At 60.6% G+C, this 18,132-nt stretch carries 13 protein-coding genes and 1 riboswitch; of the genes, 2 read left to right on the plus strand and 11 right to left on the minus strand.

Features of this window, described 5'->3' with window-relative positions; genetic code table 11:
* Positions 1–34 precede the first annotated feature (34 nt).
* From mlaD to SBC1_RS15880, 7 genes are all read right to left on the minus strand, one after another.
* Positions 35–601, minus strand: coding sequence for an outer membrane lipid asymmetry maintenance protein MlaD (gene mlaD, locus SBC1_RS15850; RefSeq protein WP_165092680.1), 567 nt, complete (start codon positions 599–601; stop codon positions 35–37).
* Between the two features lie 117 nt (positions 602–718).
* Entirely contained in the window at positions 719–1,486 is a 768-nt protein-coding gene (gene mlaE / locus SBC1_RS15855) for a lipid asymmetry maintenance ABC transporter permease subunit MlaE (RefSeq protein WP_165092681.1), read from the minus strand.
* Complete coding sequence (locus SBC1_RS15860; RefSeq protein WP_165092682.1) at positions 1,483–2,301, minus strand: ABC transporter ATP-binding protein; 819 nt, start codon at positions 2,299–2,301, stop codon at positions 1,483–1,485. The genes mlaE and SBC1_RS15860 overlap by 4 nt, the downstream gene beginning before the upstream one ends.
* A gap of 117 nt (positions 2,302–2,418) precedes the next feature.
* A complete protein-coding gene (gene thiE, locus SBC1_RS15865; RefSeq protein WP_165988481.1) occupies positions 2,419–3,486 on the minus strand; it encodes a thiamine phosphate synthase in 1,068 nt (355 codons plus the stop codon).
* The gene (locus SBC1_RS15870; protein ID WP_165092684.1) at positions 3,483–4,295 is read right to left on the minus strand and encodes a thiazole synthase; all 813 of its coding nucleotides are present in this window, start codon (positions 4,293–4,295) and stop codon (positions 3,483–3,485) included. The genes thiE and SBC1_RS15870 overlap by 4 nt, the downstream gene beginning before the upstream one ends.
* A 22-nt stretch (positions 4,296–4,317) precedes the next feature.
* On the minus strand, positions 4,318–4,515 hold the full coding sequence (thiS, locus tag SBC1_RS15875) for a sulfur carrier protein ThiS (protein WP_165988484.1): 198 nt from the start codon (positions 4,513–4,515) through the stop codon (positions 4,318–4,320).
* Between the two features lie 8 nt (positions 4,516–4,523).
* Entirely contained in the window at positions 4,524–5,678 is a 1,155-nt protein-coding gene (locus SBC1_RS15880; RefSeq protein WP_243830243.1) for an FAD-dependent oxidoreductase, read from the minus strand.
* Positions 5,679–5,883: 205 nt separating this feature from the next.
* Positions 5,884–6,014, minus strand: a riboswitch (TPP riboswitch).
* Between the two features lie 361 nt (positions 6,015–6,375).
* Here SBC1_RS15880 and SBC1_RS15885 point away from each other — a divergent pair.
* Together SBC1_RS15885 and SBC1_RS15890 are read left to right on the plus strand one after the other, a co-directional pair.
* A complete protein-coding gene (locus SBC1_RS15885; protein ID WP_165092686.1) occupies positions 6,376–8,127 on the plus strand; it encodes an ABC transporter ATP-binding protein/permease in 1,752 nt (583 codons plus the stop codon).
* A gap of 163 nt (positions 8,128–8,290) precedes the next feature.
* Positions 8,291–9,544 (plus strand): MFS transporter, encoded by a 1,254-nt coding sequence (locus tag SBC1_RS15890; RefSeq protein WP_165093426.1) that lies wholly within the window; start codon positions 8,291–8,293, stop codon positions 9,542–9,544.
* Positions 9,545–9,646: 102 nt separating this feature from the next.
* Here SBC1_RS15890 and SBC1_RS15895 read toward each other — a convergent pair whose 3' ends face one another.
* The 4 genes from SBC1_RS15895 to SBC1_RS15910 form a co-directional block, all read right to left on the minus strand.
* Positions 9,647–10,417 carry a carbonic anhydrase gene (locus SBC1_RS15895; protein ID WP_165988486.1) on the minus strand — a complete coding sequence of 257 codons (771 nt, stop codon included), beginning with the start codon at positions 10,415–10,417 and terminating at the stop codon, positions 9,647–9,649.
* Between the two features lie 245 nt (positions 10,418–10,662).
* Positions 10,663–12,129, minus strand: a complete 1,467-nt coding sequence (locus SBC1_RS15900) for a glutamate synthase subunit beta (RefSeq protein WP_165988488.1) — start codon at positions 12,127–12,129, stop codon at positions 10,663–10,665.
* An 85-nt stretch (positions 12,130–12,214) separates the two neighbouring features.
* The gene (locus SBC1_RS15905) at positions 12,215–16,918 is read right to left on the minus strand and encodes a glutamate synthase-related protein (protein WP_165092689.1); all 4,704 of its coding nucleotides are present in this window, start codon (positions 16,916–16,918) and stop codon (positions 12,215–12,217) included.
* 353 nt (positions 16,919–17,271) lie between these two features.
* Positions 17,272–17,979 (minus strand): transposase, encoded by a 708-nt coding sequence (locus tag SBC1_RS15910; RefSeq protein WP_165092690.1) that lies wholly within the window; start codon positions 17,977–17,979, stop codon positions 17,272–17,274.
* Between the last annotated feature and the right edge of the window lie 153 nt (positions 17,980–18,132).

Genomic DNA, 18,132 nt, shown 5'->3' on the forward strand with positions numbered 1-18,132 from the left:
TCGGCCAACCTTCGACTACCTGGATTCGCCAGGCTCATTTAGCAGCCGCACTCGCGCCCATCGCGCTCGCGGCGCCCGGGAATGCGGGCGCGGCAGGCGTTGCAGCAGGCGCGGCAGAGCTGGCCGGGCTCTTGGAGGCGCCCGAATCCGCCGCCTTGTTGTACAAGAATTGCCCGATCAGATTCTCAAGAACAACCGCCGATTGCGTCATCGAAATGGTGTCGCCCGCCTTGAGCATCTGGTCGTCGCCGCCCGGCTCCAGGCCGATGTACTGCTCGCCGAGCAAGCCCGACGTCAGGATCTTCGCGGACGAATCCTTCGGAAATTGGTATTGCTTGTCTAGATCGATAGTGACCAACGCCTGGTACGTGTTCTGGTCAAAACCGATGGAATCGACGCGGCCGACCGTCACGCCCGCGCTCTTCACCGGCGCACGCGGCTTCAGGCCACCGATATTGTCGAATTTCAGCTTGACCGCGTAGGTCGGCTGAAACGACAGCGAGCTCATGTTGCCCGCCTTCAACGCAAGGAATAACAGCGCCACGAAGCCCAGCACCACGAAGAGGCCGACCCAAAAGTCGAGAGCAGCAGTCTTTTTCATCGTCTTCCCAAAGAATCTTGTCGCAGTTTTTTGTGTGAGGGACTGTGTCCTTCACAACGTCCACGAACCGGTGAACCGAATCGCGGCGCAAAAGCGTCGCGGTCCCGCCCGGAGTAATCAGTTGAACATCAGCGCGGTCAGCAAGAAGTCCAGCCCGAGCACGGCCAGCGAGCCGTACACCACTGTCTTCGTGGTCGCGCGCGAAACGCCTTCCGGCGTCGGCTGGGCTTCATAACCCTGGAACAACGCAATGAACGTGACGGCAAAGCCAAACACGATGCTCTTGATCACGCCGTTGCCTACGTCGCTCCATACGTCGATACCGCCTTGCATCTGGGACCAGAACGCGCCCGAATCCACGCCGATCATCAGCACGCCGACCACATAACCGCCGAAAATGCCGACCGCGCTGAAGATGGCGGCCAGAATCGGCATGGCGATGATGCCCGCCCAGAATCGCGGCGCTATCACCACCTTGAGCGGATCGACGGCCATCATTTCCATGGCCGTGAGCTGCTCGCCGGCTTTCATCAGGCCGATTTCGGCCGTCAGCGACGTTCCCGCGCGGCCCGCGAACAGCAGCGCGGTGACCACCGGCCCGAGTTCGCGCACCAGCGACAGCGCAACCAGGAGGCCGAGCGCTTGCTCGGAGCCGTATCGATTAAGGGTGAGATAACCCTGCAAACCAAGCACAAAACCCACGAACAAGCCCGAAACCGCGATGATCAGCAGCGAATAGTTACCGACAAACAGGATCTGTTTCGTGACAAGGCGCGGCCGGCGCATCAACGGAAAGAATTCGACGACCAGGCGCAAGAACATGCGCGTCGCGTAACCAATCGTGCCGAAGCTGCCGAGCACCGTACGTCCGATGGCGCTGATCATGCCTTTGCTCCGAGTCCAAAGTCCGCCGCCAGCGGCGTCGTGCTTGGATAGTGAAATTTGAACGGTCCGTCCGGCGCACCGTCGATGAACTGCCGTACCGACGGTTCCTGGGACGCCCGCAATTGCGCCGGCGTGCCTTCGGCCAGAATCCCGCCGTTCGCGATGAAATACACGTAATCGGCAATGGCGAACGATTCCGGCACGTCGTGCGTCACCAGAATGGATGTGGCCCCGAGCGCGCTGTTCAGCGTACGGATCAGGTTCGCCGTAATGCCGAGCGAAATGGGGTCGAGACCGGCGAACGGTTCGTCGTACATCATCAGTTCGGGATCGAGCGCGATGGCGCGGGCAAGCGCCACGCGGCGGGCCATGCCACCCGATATTTCCGAGGGCGCGAGATCGCGCGCGCCGCGCAAACCGACCGCGTTGAGCTTCATCAGCACGAGGTCGCGCAGGAGTTCTTCGGGGAGGTCGGTGTGTTCCCGCAGCGGGAATGCGACGTTATCGAATACGGACTGGTCGGTGAACAGCGCGCCGAACTGGAACAGCATGCCCATTTTGCGGCGAAGCTCGTAAAGGCCTTCGCGAGTCTGGGTGCCGACGTCCTTGCCGCCGAACAACACCTGGCCGCGTTTCGCCTTCACCAACCCGCCGATCAGGCGCAGCACGGTCGTTTTGCCACAGCCGGAACCGCCCATGACAGCCACGACCTGACCGCGCTTGAAGCGCATGTTCAGGTTCGATAATACGAGCCGGTCGCCGTAGCCGAAATCGACGTCGCGAAGCTCTAGCAAGGTCTCGGGAGAAGCTGACACGAAGGCTGACAATCCTTTTACGCAAGAGGCCGAATTATAGGGCCTCTGCATGACAGGTGTCGTGGCGGTCCCTTTCGACTGGTTTAACGGGCTGAACTTTTTTCCGAATCCGGGGCATTATCGCCCGAATTCGTGTTGCAGCGCAGAAATGGCCGCAGCCAGATCCGGTGCCTCTGTCACTGCCCGCACGACTGCTGCGCTTCCGACACCGGTTGAAATAATTTGTCGCAAAACCGAGCCGTTGATTCCGCCAATCGCAACGAGCGGCACGATGCCGTCGAGCAAGCGCACATAACGTGCCAAACGCGACACACCTTGCGGCGCTGTCGGCATGACTTTGGTCGTGGTCGGAAACACCGCGCCGAGCGCGAGGTAGCTCGGTTTGAAATGCAGCGCCTTCAGCATTTCATAGTAGCCATGCGTCGACAGGCCGAGGCGCAAGCCCGCTTCGGCGATGGTGTTCAGGTCAGCAGTCTCCACGTCCTCTTGCCCGAGATGCACGCCGTACGCGCCGGCTTTGATGGCTTCCTGCCAATGATCGTTGATAAAAAGCTGTGTCTGGTGCTTCTTGCCCGCGGCCACCGACCGTTCTATTTCCTGCTTCAAATCGCCGGAATCGGTGGTTTTGCGGCGTAATTGCGCCGTTTGAACGCCTTGGTCAAGCACCCGTTCGACCCAATCTGCGCTTGGCAGGACGGGGTACAAACCCAGCTTGTCCGGGCAAGGGGGGAATGGTTTTGATGGGGCCGCCGGCAAATTGGCGACCTTCGGAAACGTGGAAAAATCGACGGGCCACGCGTCGAGTTCGTCCAGATTGGCCGAACGCCATGCAAGCGCCAGCACGAGCGAATCGTGTGGCTCGAAGCCGCAATCAAGGAACGCGGCCAGCGCGGCCGGCCAATCGTCTGACCATTCTCCCTCCAGCGCGTATTCGACGTTATCCAAATGCAGCGTCGCCCGGCCCGCTTTCAATTCCAGACGCCCAACTCCCTCCGGCAGCGGTTCAACGCCGCCGTCCACGATCAAATCGCCCGCGCGCGGATGATCCGGCTCGCTCAGGCAGATCCGCCATGTCTTCGATGCTGCGGGCCACTCGCCCAGCCGCCGCCGGATTCGCTCGGCGGCTTCCAGCAGTTCATCGGCGGGCGGCCAAAACACTTCCTTATCCTGCGACAACATGCTCATGCAGCACTCCCGTCTTGATGCCAGAACGGCATGCCGACCACCGGCGTGCTCGCTTGTGCGCTATCACGCTCGGCCATTGGCCCGGCGAGATAGGCCATCCGCCCCGCCTCGACGCCCAGCGCAAACGCGCGCGCCATCTGCGGCGGAAACGTCGCCTGTGAGACGGCCGTGTTCAGCAACACGCCGTCGAAACCCCACTCCATCACCTGGCACGCATGCGACGGCACGCCAAGACCGGCATCGACGATAAGCGGCACATCCGGCAGCCGCTCACGCAGCGTGCGCAATCCGTAAGGATTCGTCACACCTTTTCCCGTTCCAATAGGCGCGCCCCATGGCATCAACGCCTCGCAGCCGACATCGAGCAGACGCCGGCCGATCACCAGATCCTCCGTGCAGTACGGCAGCACCTTGAAACCTTCACGGATCAGTATTTCAGCGGCTTCAACGAGGCCGATTGGATCGGGCTGCAGCGTGTAGTCATCGCCGATCAGTTCGAGCTTCAGCCACGGGGTATCGAAGAGTTCGCGGGCCATGCGCGCCGTGGTCAGCACTTCGTCCACGGTCTGGCAGCCGGCCGTATTGGGCAGCAACGCGACACCGTGACGCTTGAGGACATCGAAGAAACCGGCTTCGCCCGTGTTCGACTGCCGCCGCAACGCGACGGTGACCATGCCGGGACGGGCGGCATCGATGGAATCGGACAGCGATTGCAGCGACGGATAGCGCGACGTCCCCAGCAGCACCCGGCTCGGGAACGACGTGCCGTAGAGCGTGAGGGTATCGGCTGTGGTGATGCTGGAAGTCATGGTTCGATTCCTGTAGTGGAGCTCAGCCGCCGGCGACCGGCGAGACGATGTCGAGTTTGTCGCCGGAGGCAAGCGCCTTCGATGCGTGTTCGCCACGCGCGACGAATTGCCCGTTCAGCGCCACGGCGAACGGCGGTTTTGCGCCGAAGGCCGCGAGGGCGTCAGTGACGGTGGCCGCGTCGGGCATGGAGAACGGCTGCTGATTGATATGAATGTTCATGATGAAGGTCAAAGCACGGGCGCCGCGTGTTCGCAGCGGAGCAAGGCGGACCAGCGGGCTTGGCGGCGCCAGTCGTCGAAGGAATCCGGGTCGGAGATCGCGCCGCCCAGCAGCGCTTCGGCGAGCGCGCGGGCGGTGTCGGCGACTTCGGGCGCGATCATGTAACCGTGCCGATACAGCCCGTTCACCCGCAAAGTTCGTCCGCCGTCCCAGACAATCGCCGGACGATGGTCGGGCAAGGTCGGACGGCATTGCGAATTGAGTTCGATAATGCGCGCCTCACCGAAACCCGGATGCACGGCGAACGCCGCGCTCAGGAGTTCGAGCGCCGAGCGCACGGTCATCGGCGACATATCTTCGCCTTCCACTTCGGTTGCCCCGATCACATAAAGATCGTCCTGTTTCGGCGCGATATAAAGCGGATAACGCGGGTGCAGCAAGCGCACCGGCCGCGTCAGGCCGATACCCGGCGCATGCACCCGCGCCACTTCGCCGCGAATGCCTCTTAACGCCGGCCATGCCGGTTTGCCGCCAAGCCCCCGGCAATCGATCACGAAACGCGCGTCCGGCGGGGTATCGGTATCGATCGTCGTATTCCAGTGCAGATCAACGTTACGTTCGGCCAGCCCCGCTGCCAGCGCTGTCAGCACTTGCCGGTTGTCGAGCTGGCCTTCGTTCGGCAGCAGCCAGCCTTGCGGAAAACGCGTGCTCAGCGACGGTTCCGCCGCCGCGACTTGCGCGCCGGCGAGTTTGACGAAGCCATTCCGGAAAAGCTCCGGAGGCGCATTTGCGCGCAAACGGCGCTCGAACAGCGGCGCCTCGGCGCGGTCGCCGGCATGCCAGACGACCAGCGTGCCATTGCGCTGGAAAAACACCGGTTCCGGCATATCGGCGATAAAACCCGGCCAGCGCTCAAGCGACGCCGCCCCAAGTTCGGTGATCAGCAATTCGGCGCTGGCGGCCTCGGCTAGCGGCGCGAGCATTGCCGCCGCGACCCATGCCGCCGATTGCGTGCCGGCGGCGTCGCCGCTGTCGTACAGCGCCACACGGTGCCCCGCCCCCGCCAGCAGCCAGGCGACCAGCCGCCCGCACAAGCCCCCACCCACGACGGCAAAGTCGTCTCGCCCGGACGCACGGGAATGAGAATGCACAACGGTGTTCACGATGACAATGCCTCCTCAGCAGACGCTGCAGAACGCACGGAGCACAGCACGGAAATCGAGATCGGGAGGAATGCCCGTTTCGAACCCTGGTTGCACGCGCGGCGCACAAAACATATTTCAGGGACGAAACCACGGCGAGAAAGCGGCCCGGGAGCGCATTGCCTGCGGCTCCTGTGCCAGCCAATACTGGAAGAAACTGGAAACGCTGCGGTTTCCGGAAACTTCCCTCGCCGGTATTACCCGGATCGGGTGCAAAGGGACTCTCTCAGCCTCGCCGCGCGTTTCTCCGTTCCTTCATGGAGGCAGACGCGTGCCGAAGCACCCCTGTTTCGTCAGCGATCATTAAAACATAAAAGCGAAACGACCCGCAAACCGGGAAAAACCGGGGGCCGGCGCGGACAAAACCGGACCACCTTCCCTTTCGTTCGCGGTGCGCGCACTCTGGCACAATGCCGCGAACGCCGGTTCGTCCTGGTTGGTCTGCAGCACACGCGTACGGCAAAGCATCGGGCTGTTGCATTGCGCTGGTAGCCCAGACGGGCGAGGATTAAGGAAGAATTAAGCCGCGCCCGAAACAATGCTCCGGCGCGCGCCGTCTTTAATGGTCTCTTACGATCATTGAAACGGAGCAGGACCATCCGCATCGATACCGCCAAGTTACAACCTGCCGCCGAGCCGGCACGTCTTCAGGAAGCTCATGACCACCACACCTCCCGGCAACACGGAACAAAACGCCGACAAAGTGTCGGCGTGGAGTCTTATCAAGCCTTATTGGGTATCGGAAGAACGCGGCATTGCATGGCTTTTGCTGATCGCGATCATCGCAATCAACATGGCGGTCGTGTATATCAATGTCCGCCTGAACACCTGGAGCGCGGACTTCTACAACACGCTGCAGGCCAAGCGGGTCGCAGAGTTTCCGCGCTTGCTGCTGATCTTCGCAGGCCTCGCGTTCGCGTACATCCTGCTCGCCGTGTACGGCCGGTACCTGCGCCAGATGCTCGGCTTCCGGTGGCGCCAGTGGCTCACGCACCGATACCTCGAACAATGGCTCGGCGATAAAGCCTTCTATCGTATAGAACGCGATCGCCTCGCCGACAACCCCGACCAGCGGATCAGCGACGACCTGCAGTCTTTTGCCACGACCACGCTGTCGTTGTCGCTGGACTTGTTATCCACGCTCGTCACGCTTGTGACCTTCATCACGATCCTGTGGACGCTGGCAGGCGCGTTGAGCTTCTCGTTGTTCGGCACGCCAATCACCATTCCGGGCTACATGGTCTGGGCCGCCGCGCTGTACGCCGTGCTCGGCTCGCTCTTGATTCAGCGTTTCGGCCATCCGCTGGTATCGATTAATTACCAGGCGCAGAAAGTGGAAGCCAACTTCCGTTTCGGCCTGATCCGCATTCGCGAGAACGCCGAGCAAATCGCGTTCTATGACGGTATCGATACGGAAAACCGCAACGCCCGGGGCATCTTCGAAACGATCCGCCAGAACTACTGGCAGATCATGAAGTACACGAGGCGGATGACCTTCGTGCTGTCCTTCTACGGCCAGATCGCGATTATTTTTCCGATCATGGTCGCGGCTCCCCGCTACTTCGCAGGCGCATTCACGTTCGGCGTGCTGATGCAGATCAGTTCGGCGTTCGGCACGGTCAGCGACTCGTTTTCGTGGTTCATCAACAGTTACTCGACCTTGGTCGAATGGCGCGCTACGGTGAACCGGCTGCGCGAATTCAAGCGTGTGATGCGCTCCACGCACATCAAGGAAGCCATTTCCCCGGCGACGGTCCACGGCGGCATCAACCTGCATTACACGGACACGAAGGCGCTGACCACGACCGGGCTGAAGCTCGCGCTGCCGAACGGCACGCCGCTCGCGACGGTCGCAGATGTGGTGGTGAAGCCCGGTTCGCGCTGGCTGGTGCAAGGTCCGTCCGGATCCGGGAAAAGTACGTTGATGCGCGCGCTGGCCGGCCTGTGGCCGTTCGGTGACGGCACGATCGACGCCCCCGTCGACGCCAAGCTGATGTTCATTCCGCAGCAAAGCTACTTGCCGATCGGCACGTTGAAAGCGGCGTTGAGTTATCCATCGACGGCGGAAGTCTTCTCCGATGAAGCCTGCCGCGAAGCCTTGCGCGCCTGCAACCTGAGCGCGTACGGCACGCGTCTGGAGGAGTCGGGACACTGGGCGAAGATGATGTCGCCGGGTGAGCAGCAGCGGCTGGCGGCTGCCCGCGTGTTGCTGCACAAGCCGGATTTCATGTTCCTCGATGAAGCCACCAGCGCGCTCGACGCCGAGAACGAGATGCTGATCTATACCGCGATCATCGACGCCTTGCCGAACGCCGCGATCGTCAGCGTCGCGCATCGCGAGTCGGTGACCGGCTTCCATGAGAACCGGATCGAGATCGAGCGCGCGGGGGCTGAAAGCCTGCTGGTTTGAGATGGTTTGACATCGAAGCGCTGGTTCGATGCCCGGTGAGCATAAGCTTGAACGTCGTGTGAATTCCCTCAAGCAGGTTCTTTTTTGGCCTGCTTTTCTCGTTTAACGACGCCCCGTAGAATGATCCTGCGCCTGCATGGCAGGCTTTGAACGGGAGACCGGATTGCGAGCGTTCGAGTGGTTCACCGAGTTGACGACGCGCGAGCGCCGCACGCTTTACGCAGGTTTCGGCGGTTACGCCGTCGATGCCTTCGACTTCATGATCTACTCGTTCCTCATTCCCACGCTGATCGCCGCGTGGGGCATGACGAAGAGCGAAGCCGGAATGATCGCGACGAGCTCGCTGATTTCATCGGCTATTGGCGGCTGGCTCGCCGGCATTCTCTCCGACCGATATGGCCGCGTCCGCGTATTGCAGTGGACGATTGGCACGTTCGCGTTCTTCACGTTTCTTTCCGGCTTCACGCATTCGTTCGGACAATTGCTGGCCACGCGCACGCTGCAAGGCGTGGGTTTCGGCGGCGAATGGTCCGTGGTCACCGTCATGATGGCCGAGACCATTCGTTCGCCGCAGCATCGGGCGAAGGCCGTGGGTACGGTGCAAAGCAGCTGGTCATTCGGCTGGGGCGCAGCGGCGATTCTGTACTGGGCTTTCTTCGCGTTGCTGCCTGAAGATACCGCGTGGCGCGCATGCTTCTGGATCGGTATCTTGCCGGCGCTCTGGATCCTCTACATTCGCCGCAATGTGAGCGATCCGGAGATTTATCTGGCCACACGCCGTGCGCGCGATGCCGGCACTGAAACCGCTACGTTCTCCGATATCTTCAAAGGCTCGCACCTCAAGACAACGGTGCTGGGCAGCGCGCTGTGCACCGGCATGCTCGGTGGTTATTACGCCATCACCACGTGGCTGCCGACCTATCTCAAGACCGAGCGCCATTTGTCCGTGTTCAATACGAGCGGTTATCTCGTGGTACTGATCGTCGGCTCATTTTTGGGCTACGTGTTCGGCGCCATTCTCTGCGACAAGATCGGGCGGCGCGCGTCATTCGTTCTGTTTGCTATCGGCTCGTTTCTGCTAGGGATGATCTACACGATGATCCCCATCACCGACCACGCCATGCTGCTGCTCGGCTTTCCGCTCGGCATTGTCGTACAGGGGATTTTTGCGGGCGTGGGCGCGTATTTATCGGAGCTGTATCCGAACGCGATTCGCGGCTCGGGACAGGGATTTTGCTACAACCTCGGGCGCGGACTTGGCTCGTTTTTCCCGATTCTCGTCGGTGTGTTGTCGCAGGGAATGTCGCTGGTTAAAGCGATTGGATTGGTGGCGGGGGCGGGGTATCTGCTGGTGATCGTCGCGGCGTTGCTGCTGCCGGAAACGCGTGGCAAAGCGCTTGGTGCGGTGACAGGTTAACTTTCTTGATGATGAAAACGAGGCCGTTTTAACTTGCGTTAAAACGGCCTGCTTATGGGCCATGCGCCGCCTTTCGGCAGGCGATCTACTGCCGCAGTCAAATCACTCCACTTCCCAAATCTCGCGTCCATTCAACGCTTGCACCGGACGTTGATTGCCGTGATAGAACCGCTGCATGGCATCGAGCTGCTGCTGGGTAATGCTCACTCGTTCCTTGAATTCGATCCATGTCACGCCTTCCGAACAAGGCGGCGTCGTCAGTGAACCGCTGTACGTGTAATAGCTCGTTTGTTTGGGCAGCAGCTCAAACGGGTTGACCATGACCGCGTTGATCTTGAACTCGGCGCCTTGCTCTTTCGGGATACGGTCCAGCATCGCCTGGATGACGGGGTTGGGTTGGTCGCCGATCTGGAATTGAACAGCCAGCACCAGGAGCTTGCCGTCTTCGGAACGGTGCACCAGATGCGCGTCCATCACGCTGTCCTTGCCGGCGAAACGCTCTTCGCCCGGTGAATGGAAGTGGAACTGAACGAGTTGATACGCTTGGTCGCCGAGGGTGATGCTGTCGGTACCGGGCGTCGCGTTGAATTGAATTGCGTGCCCAGTGTTGATGATATCGATGGGAAGGGGCTGGTACTTGACCTTCAGGCGGGGCATATCGGCGGGCGCTTTCTTTGCCTTCTCGATGTCGATCGGTGACTCAGCGCGACCGCTTTCGCAAGTATGAAAATCCTTGCTGATTTCGCCCCAGTGGGCTGGACCGTGTTCGCCTTCGTACGTCCACCCATGACCGGTGGTTTCAGCCGATGCGGACAGTGCAACGAAAGCGGATAACAGGAACGCGCCGCTGGACAATCGTGTGATCTTGTTCATTCCATGCCCCTGAAATTGTGAGGGCATGAGCATGCGCCGATCCGTGCGAGGGGGATATCGGAGAAGTCGTAATAGCGGGGGATAGAAAGGGAAACAGTGGGGGCAGGCAACGGAAACCGGTGTCGGCCGCACATTTGTGCGTTGTGCTCAGCGTTTCAGCTTCGCTTCCGTACCCCTACAGCTAATAAAAAAACCGGGCTCAAACCCCGAGCCCGGTTTTTCACGTACATTCCGCGAGAAAAATCTTATCGCGGCAATTCACTAGACCCCATCAAAAACGCATCGACCGACCGCGCGCACTGCCGTCCCTCGCGAATCGCCCAAACAACCAGCGACTGACCGCGCCGCATATCGCCGGCGGTGAAGACCTTCGGCACCGACGTAAAGTAAGCCTTCTCCCCTTCGGTCGAAGCCTTCACATTCCCCCGCGCGTCTTTATCCACGCCGAACGCCTCGAGCACCGGCGAAGCCGGCTGCGTAAAGCCCATCGCGAGCAGCACCAGATCGGCTTTCATTTCGAACTCCGATCCCGCCACTTCCTGCATCTTCCCGTCCTTCCATTCCACTCGGACCGCGATCAGCTTTTCAACCTTGCCGTTCTTGCCTTCGAAGCGCTTGGTAGCCACCGACCAATCGCGCTCGCAGCCTTCCTCATGCGACGACGACGTACGCAACTTGATCGGCCAATACGGCCAAACCAGCGGCTTGTTCTCCGTCTCGGGCGGCTGCGAAAGCAACTCGAACTGCGTCACGCTTTTCGCACCATGCCGATTCGATGTCCCGACGCAATCCGAACCCGTATCGCCGCCGCCGATCACCACAACATGCTTGCCCTTCGCAATCAACTGATCGACGACCGAGTCACCCGCATTGACCTTGTTCTGCAGCGGCAGGAATTCCATCGCGTAATGGATGCCTTGCATTTCACGTCCAGGCACCGGCAAATCACGCGGCGTTTCCGCCCCGCCTGCAATCACAACAGCGTCAAACTGCTCGCGCAATTCATCGGGCGAAATAGTTTCACGCGAAGAATTCGCGATATGCCCCGGCAACGGATCCTTGCCGATAAACACGTTGGTCCGGAACGCCACGCCTTCGGCTTCCATCTGCCGCATGCGGCGATCGATCAGCCACTTTTCGAGCTTGAAATCGGGGATGCCATAACGCAGCAATCCGCCGATACGATCGTTCTTCTCGAACACCGTCACGTCATGGCCCGCACGCGCGAGTTGCTGCGCAGCGGCCAGTCCGGCAGGACCCGATCCGACCACGGCCACCTTCTTGCCAGTCTTGTGCTTGGACGGCAAGGGTGCGACCCAACCTTCGGCCCAGGCTTTATCGATGATCGCGTGTTCGATCGACTTGATGCCTACCGGATCATCGTTGATACCGAGCGTGCACGCCGTTTCACACGGCGCCGGACAAATGCGCCCGGTGAACTCCGGGAAGTTATTCGTGGAATGCAGCACTTCAATGGCCGTCTTCCAGTTCTGCTGGAACACCAGATCGTTGAAGTCCGGAATGATGTTGTTCACCGGACAGCCATTGTTGCAGAACGGAATGCCGCAATCCATGCAGCGCGCGCCCTGGATCTTCGCGTTCTCGTCCGACAGCGCGTGAACGAATTCCTTGTAATGCTTGACGCGAGCGAGCGGCGCTTCGTACGTCTCATGCTGGCGCTCGAACTCGAGAAAACCGGTTGCCTTGCCCATGTGGTTCTCTTTCTCTGTATTGGGGGTTAATCCACCCTTCGACGCTCAACGCCGAAGGGCCGTACTAAATCAGATCAGCAAACGCTCACGCCGCGATCGCATCCTTCGCTTTCTTCGCGCCCAACTCACCAAGCGCGCGCTTGTACTCGGTCGGGAATACCTTCACGAATTGACGACGCGATGCATCCCAGTTCTCGAGCAACGCTTTCGCACGGGTCGAACCGGTGGACTGGAAGTGCTGCTCGATCAGGTCCTTGAGCAACGCTTCGTCGGTCTTGCCCGTGTGCCACAAAGCCCGATCCACCGTGCGTTCCTGTTCTGCCTGCTGCAAGACAGGATCGAGTGCGACCATCGCCTTGTTGCACTTGCCGCCGAAGGTGCCGTCTGCATCGAAGACAAACGCCACGCCGCCCGACATGCCCGCCGCGAAGTTGCGCCCGGTTTCCCCGAGCACAACCACCGTGCCGCCGGTCATGTATTCGCAACCGTGATCGCCAGTGCCTTCCACGACCGCCGTCGCACCCGAGTTGCGCACGGCGAAACGCTCGCCCGCGACGCCGCGGAAATACGCCTGGCCTTCAATCGCGCCGTACAACACCGTGTTGCCGCAGATGATGTTTTCTTCCGACTTGCCGCGGAAGTCGTTAGTCGGGCGAATGATGATTCGGCCGCCCGAAAGACCCTTGCCGACGTAGTCGTTGCCATCGCCGACGAGATCAAGCGTGATGCCCTTCGCCAGGAACGCCCCGAAGCTCTGCCCCGCCGTTCCCTTCAACTGGATATGGATCGAGTCGTCGGGCAGGCCGTCGTGGCCGTACTTCCGTGCGATCAAGCCAGACAGCATCGCGCCGACCGTGCGGTTCACATTACGCACCGGTTGAATGAACGACACGTGCTCGCCCTTCTCGATAGCCGCCTTCGACTTCTCGATCAGCACATGATCCAGCGCCTTCTCAAGCGCGTGATCCTGCGTCTCAACGTGCTTCGTCGCAATGCTGCCGTCGTTCGGCACTTGATAGAACACCTTCGAGAAGTCCAGACCCTTCGCCTTCCAATGCTCGACCCCCTTCTTCGTATCGAGCAATTCGGCGTGGCCGATCAGATCGTCGAACTTGCGAATGCCCAGTTGCGCCATGATTTCGCGCACTTCTTCTGCGATAAAGAAGAAGAAGTTCACCACGTGTTCCGGCTGTCCCGTGAACTTGGCGCGCAACACCGGATCTTGCGTCGCAACGCCGACCGGGCACGTGTTCAGATGACACTTGCGCATCATGATGCAACCCTGCACGACGAGCGGCGCGGTCGCGAACCCGAATTCATCGGCGCCGAGCAGTGCACCGATAACCACGTCGCGGCCGGTCTTCATCTGGCCGTCGGCCTGCACGCGGATACGGCCGCGCAGTCGGTTGAGCACCAGCGTCTGCTGCGTTTCGGCAAGCCCCAGTTCCCACGGCGTTCCCGCGTGCTTCAACGACGACAACGGCGAAGCGCCCGTGCCGCCATCGTGGCCCGCGATCACGACGTGATCTGCCTTCGCCTTCGCAACGCCAGCGGCAACCGTGCCCACGCCCACTTCCGACACCAGCTTCACCGAGACGCTGGATGACGAGTTCACGTTCTTCAGATCGTGAATAAGCTGCGCCAAATCTTCGATCGAATAAATGTCATGGTGCGGCGGCGGCGAAATCAGGCCCACGCCCGGCACCGAATACCGCAACTTGCCGATGTATTCGCTGACCTTATGACCCGGCAGTTGTCCGCCTTCGCCCGGCTTCGCGCCCTGCGCCATCTTGATCTGGATCTGATCAGCCGACGACAGGTACTCCGCCGTCACGCCGAAGCGTCCGGATGCAACCTGCTTGATCCGCGAGCGCAGCGAATCGCCGTCCTTCAACGGGATATCGGTGACGACTTCGTCGCCGATCACGGACTTCATCGTGTCGCCGTTCTTGATCGGAATGCCGCGCAGTTCGTTGCGATACCGGTTCGCGTCTTCACCACCTTCACCCGTATTCGACTTCCCGCCGATACGGTTCATGGCCACAGCCAGCGTGGCGTGCGCTTCGGTGCTGATCGAACCCAGCGACATGGCGCCGGTCGCAAAACGCTTGACGATTTCCTTCGCGGGTTCCACTTCGTCCAAAGGAATCGCCTTCGCCGGATCGACTTTGAACTCGAACAAACCACGGAACGTCATGTGACGTTTGGTCTGGTCGTTGATCAGGTGCGCGTATTCCTTGTACGTCTGGTACGAGTTGCTGCGCGTGGAATGCTGCAGCTTGGCGATGGCGTCAGGCGTCCACATGTGCTCTTCACCACGCACGCGATACGCGTATTCACCGCCTGCATCGAGCATGGTCGCGAGCACGGGGTTCTCGCCAAACGCCTCACGATGCAGACGAATCGCTTCCTCGGCCACTTCGAAAATGCCGATGCCACCGACCTTCGATGCCGTACCCTTGAAGTACTTCTCCACGAGATCGCTAGCCAGTCCGACCGCTTCGAAAATCTGCGCGCCGGTGTACGACATGTACGTGGAAATGCCCATCTTCGACATGACCTTGTACAAACCCTTGCCCACGGCCTTCGTGTAGTTGTAGATGGCTTTATCGGCGGAAAGATCGCCCTTCAGGCCTTCGGCCATTTGAGCGAGCGTTTCCAGCGCGAGGTACGGATGCACGGCTTCCGCGCCGTACGCTGCAAGCAACGCGAAGTGATGGGTCTCGCGCGCCGAGCCCGTTTCCACGACCAGACCCGTACTCGTGCGCAGACCGTGCTGCACGAGATGCGTGTGGATAGCCGAGGTCGCGAGCAGCGCCGGAATAGCCAGGTTGTCGCGATCCATCTTGCGATCGGAGACGATCAGCATGTTGTAGCCGGACTTCACCGCATCCACGGCTTCCGCGCACAGCGAAGCGAGGCGCGCTTCCACGCCTTCGTTGCCCCAGACCACCGGATAGCAGATGCTCAGTTCATACGAGCTGAACTTGCCGCCGGTGTATTTATCGATGGCGCGAATCTTCGCGATGTCCTTGAAGTCGAGCACGGGCTGCGAGACTTCGAGACGCATCGTCGGGTTGATGTTGGTCGTATCGAGCAAGTTCGGCTTCGGGCCGACGAACGACACCAGCGACATCACCATGTTCTCGCGGATCGGGTCGATCGGCGGGTTCGTGACTTGCGCAAAAAGCTGCTTGAAGTAGTGATACAGCGTCTTGTTCTTGTTCGACATCACCGCGAGGGGCGAGTCATTCCCCATCGAACCAACGGCTTCTTCGCCCAACTGCGCCATAGGCGCCATCAGGAACTTGACGTCTTCCTGCGTATAGCCGAACGCCTGCTGACGATCCAGCAATGCAGCCGCTTCACGGCGCTGCGTGTCGACCTCTTCAGCCTTCGGCTCGATTTCGTCGAGCTTGATGCGCACGGCGTCGATCCAGCTCTTGTACGGCTTGCCGTTCGCGAGGTTGTCCTTGAGTTCCTTGTCGTCAATGATCCGGCCTTGCTCCATGTCGATCAGGAACATCTTGCCCGGCTGCAGACGCCACTTCTTCACGATCTTCGATTCCGGCACCGGCAAGACGCCCGATTCCGATGCGAGGATCACGAGGTCGTCGTCGGTGATGACATAACGCGCCGGACGCAGGCCGTTACGGTCCAGCGTGGCGCCAATCTGGCGGCCGTCCGTGAACGCGATCGCCGCAGGGCCGTCCCACGGTTCCATCATGGCAGCGTGATATTCGTAGAACGCGCGGCGGTTGTCGTCCATCAGCGTGTGCTGTTCCCACGCTTCGGGAATCATCATCATCATTGCGTGGACGAGCGGATAACCCGCCATGACCAGGAGTTCAAGGCAGTTATCGAACGATGCCGTGTCCGACTGGCCCGGATAGATCAGCGGCCAGAGTTTCGGCAGGTCGTCACCCAGCACGTAGCTGGCAATCGCGCCGGTACGCGCGTTCAGCCAGTTGACGTTGCCCTTCACGGTGTTGATTTCACCGTTGTGCGCAATCATGCGGTACGGGTGCGCGAGTTCCCACGCGGGGAACGTGTTCGTGGAGAAGCGCTGGTGCACGAGCGCGAGTGCCGATACCGTACGTTCGTCCTGCAGGTCGCGGTAATACACGCCAACCTGGCCGGCCAGCAGCAGGCCCTTATAGACGACCGTGCGCGCCGACATCGACGGCACAAAGTATTCCTTGCCGTGCTTGAGCTTGAGCGCCTGGATCCGATGGCTGGCGGTCTTGCGGATCACGTACAGCTTCCGCTCGAGCGCGTCCGTCACAACAATGTCTTTGCCCCGGCCAATAAAGATCTGCCGGATCAGCGGCTCGCTGGCCTTCACGGTCGGCGAAATGGGCATGGTGGCGTCGACGGGCACATCGCGCCAGCCGAGCACGACCTGGCCTTCGGCCTTCACCGTGCGTTCCAGTTCCTGCTCGCACGCGAGACGCGACGCGTTTTCCTTCGGCAAGAAGATCATGCCGACGCCGTACTCGCCTTCCGGCGGCAGCGTCACGCCTTGCTTCGCCATTTCCTCACGATAAAACCCGTCGGGGATCTGGATCAGGATGCCTGCGCCGTCGCCCATCAGCTTGTCGGCGCCGACTGCGCCCCGATGGTCGAGGTTTTCGAGGATCTTCAGACCCTGCTGGATGATTTCGTGGCGCTTCTTGCCCTTGATGTGCGCGACGAAGCCGACGCCACAGGAGTCGTGTTCGTTTTCGGGGTCATACATGCCCTGCGCGGCGGGAGCGGAACCGAGAGTCGGCGGCAGTTGGTCGTTCATGGGTCACCGTGTTCTGTGGGGGGCCGCGAGCGGCCGTTGAACATGTTTTGTGTTGCTTGTGTGTTTTGCTCGCGCCACCGGCAGGCCAAGACCCTGAACCTGAACCTGAGCGACAAACGCGAAGCCGGTCGTGCAAACAGACGCGATGCGTCCTGAGCTGCCGGAAAACGAAATATACGCGATGAATCAAAAAGTTGGCAATCAAAACACGTTGATCTGACACCTATTATCGAGTTGGTGCATGTTTGCCCCATTTAATTAGTTCCATATCAAATTCAGCAAAAAATAAACGGCATGCCGATTTTTGTCGTCATGCCGTTCAGTCATTCTTCAGTTCCGGCGCGAAAACACCGTTAACGGGTCTGAGGAGTCTCGCGGACCTTGCGAGGGCGGCCGCGAGGCAACGGTGAGACGCGCCGGTTAGCGGCACGCCCTGCCCACTCCCTGTAGGAGTCGCTGCCGAGCACCCAGCCCTTGAGCGTCGCCTGAAGCAGCCGGTTGGCTTCGCGTTCGTCGAGCGGCTGCTCGCACAGCTCCGTATAGGCGCGCTGTCGTTCGAAGGGCGTATTACCGAGCTTCCAGTACAACGGGTGGTCGGTGATGAGGCTGTCGAGCGTCAAGCCAATGTGATGGCGGTAGCTGGACCATTTGTAGTCTTGCGGGAGGGCCGCGAGGTCGGCATGCACCGGCGCCATCTCGACCACCCGGCTCGCGAGCAGGAAGTAAGTTTCACCTTCGATCACCGTTGCCCGGTAGCGGCCCTCCCACAAGGTGCCGCGGCGGGCATAACGGCGATTGAAATGCGCGACGTAGCGCCGGCCGACCGCCTGCATGGCTTTCGGGAGGCTGGCTTCGTCGCGGGGAGTGACAAGCAGATGCACCGCGCCTGGCATCAGCGCATAAGCGTGGATGGCGAGATGGTGGTCGCGGGAGGCCGTGCGCAGGCATTCGATGAAAAGCTCGTAGTCCGGAGCTTCGACGAAAGCCGGCTGCTGGTCGAGACCGCGCAAGATGACATGCTGCGGCTGTTCGGGAACGTAGAGTCGTGCTAGCCGTGCCATGCTGGATTTTCCGTTGGTCGAGCGTTGGTCGGGTATTCCGGCGGTCCGTCAAAGCCACATTCTGGGCCACCTTGAAATTTTTCGTTCAAGTCGTGCGGGGGATGCATCAACCCACGCATCAACCCATGCGTCAGCCGGGAAAATCAGGAGTCT

The sequence above is a fragment of the Caballeronia sp. SBC1 genome (assembly GCF_011493005.1).
Classification (GTDB): Bacteria; Pseudomonadota; Gammaproteobacteria; order Burkholderiales; family Burkholderiaceae; genus Caballeronia.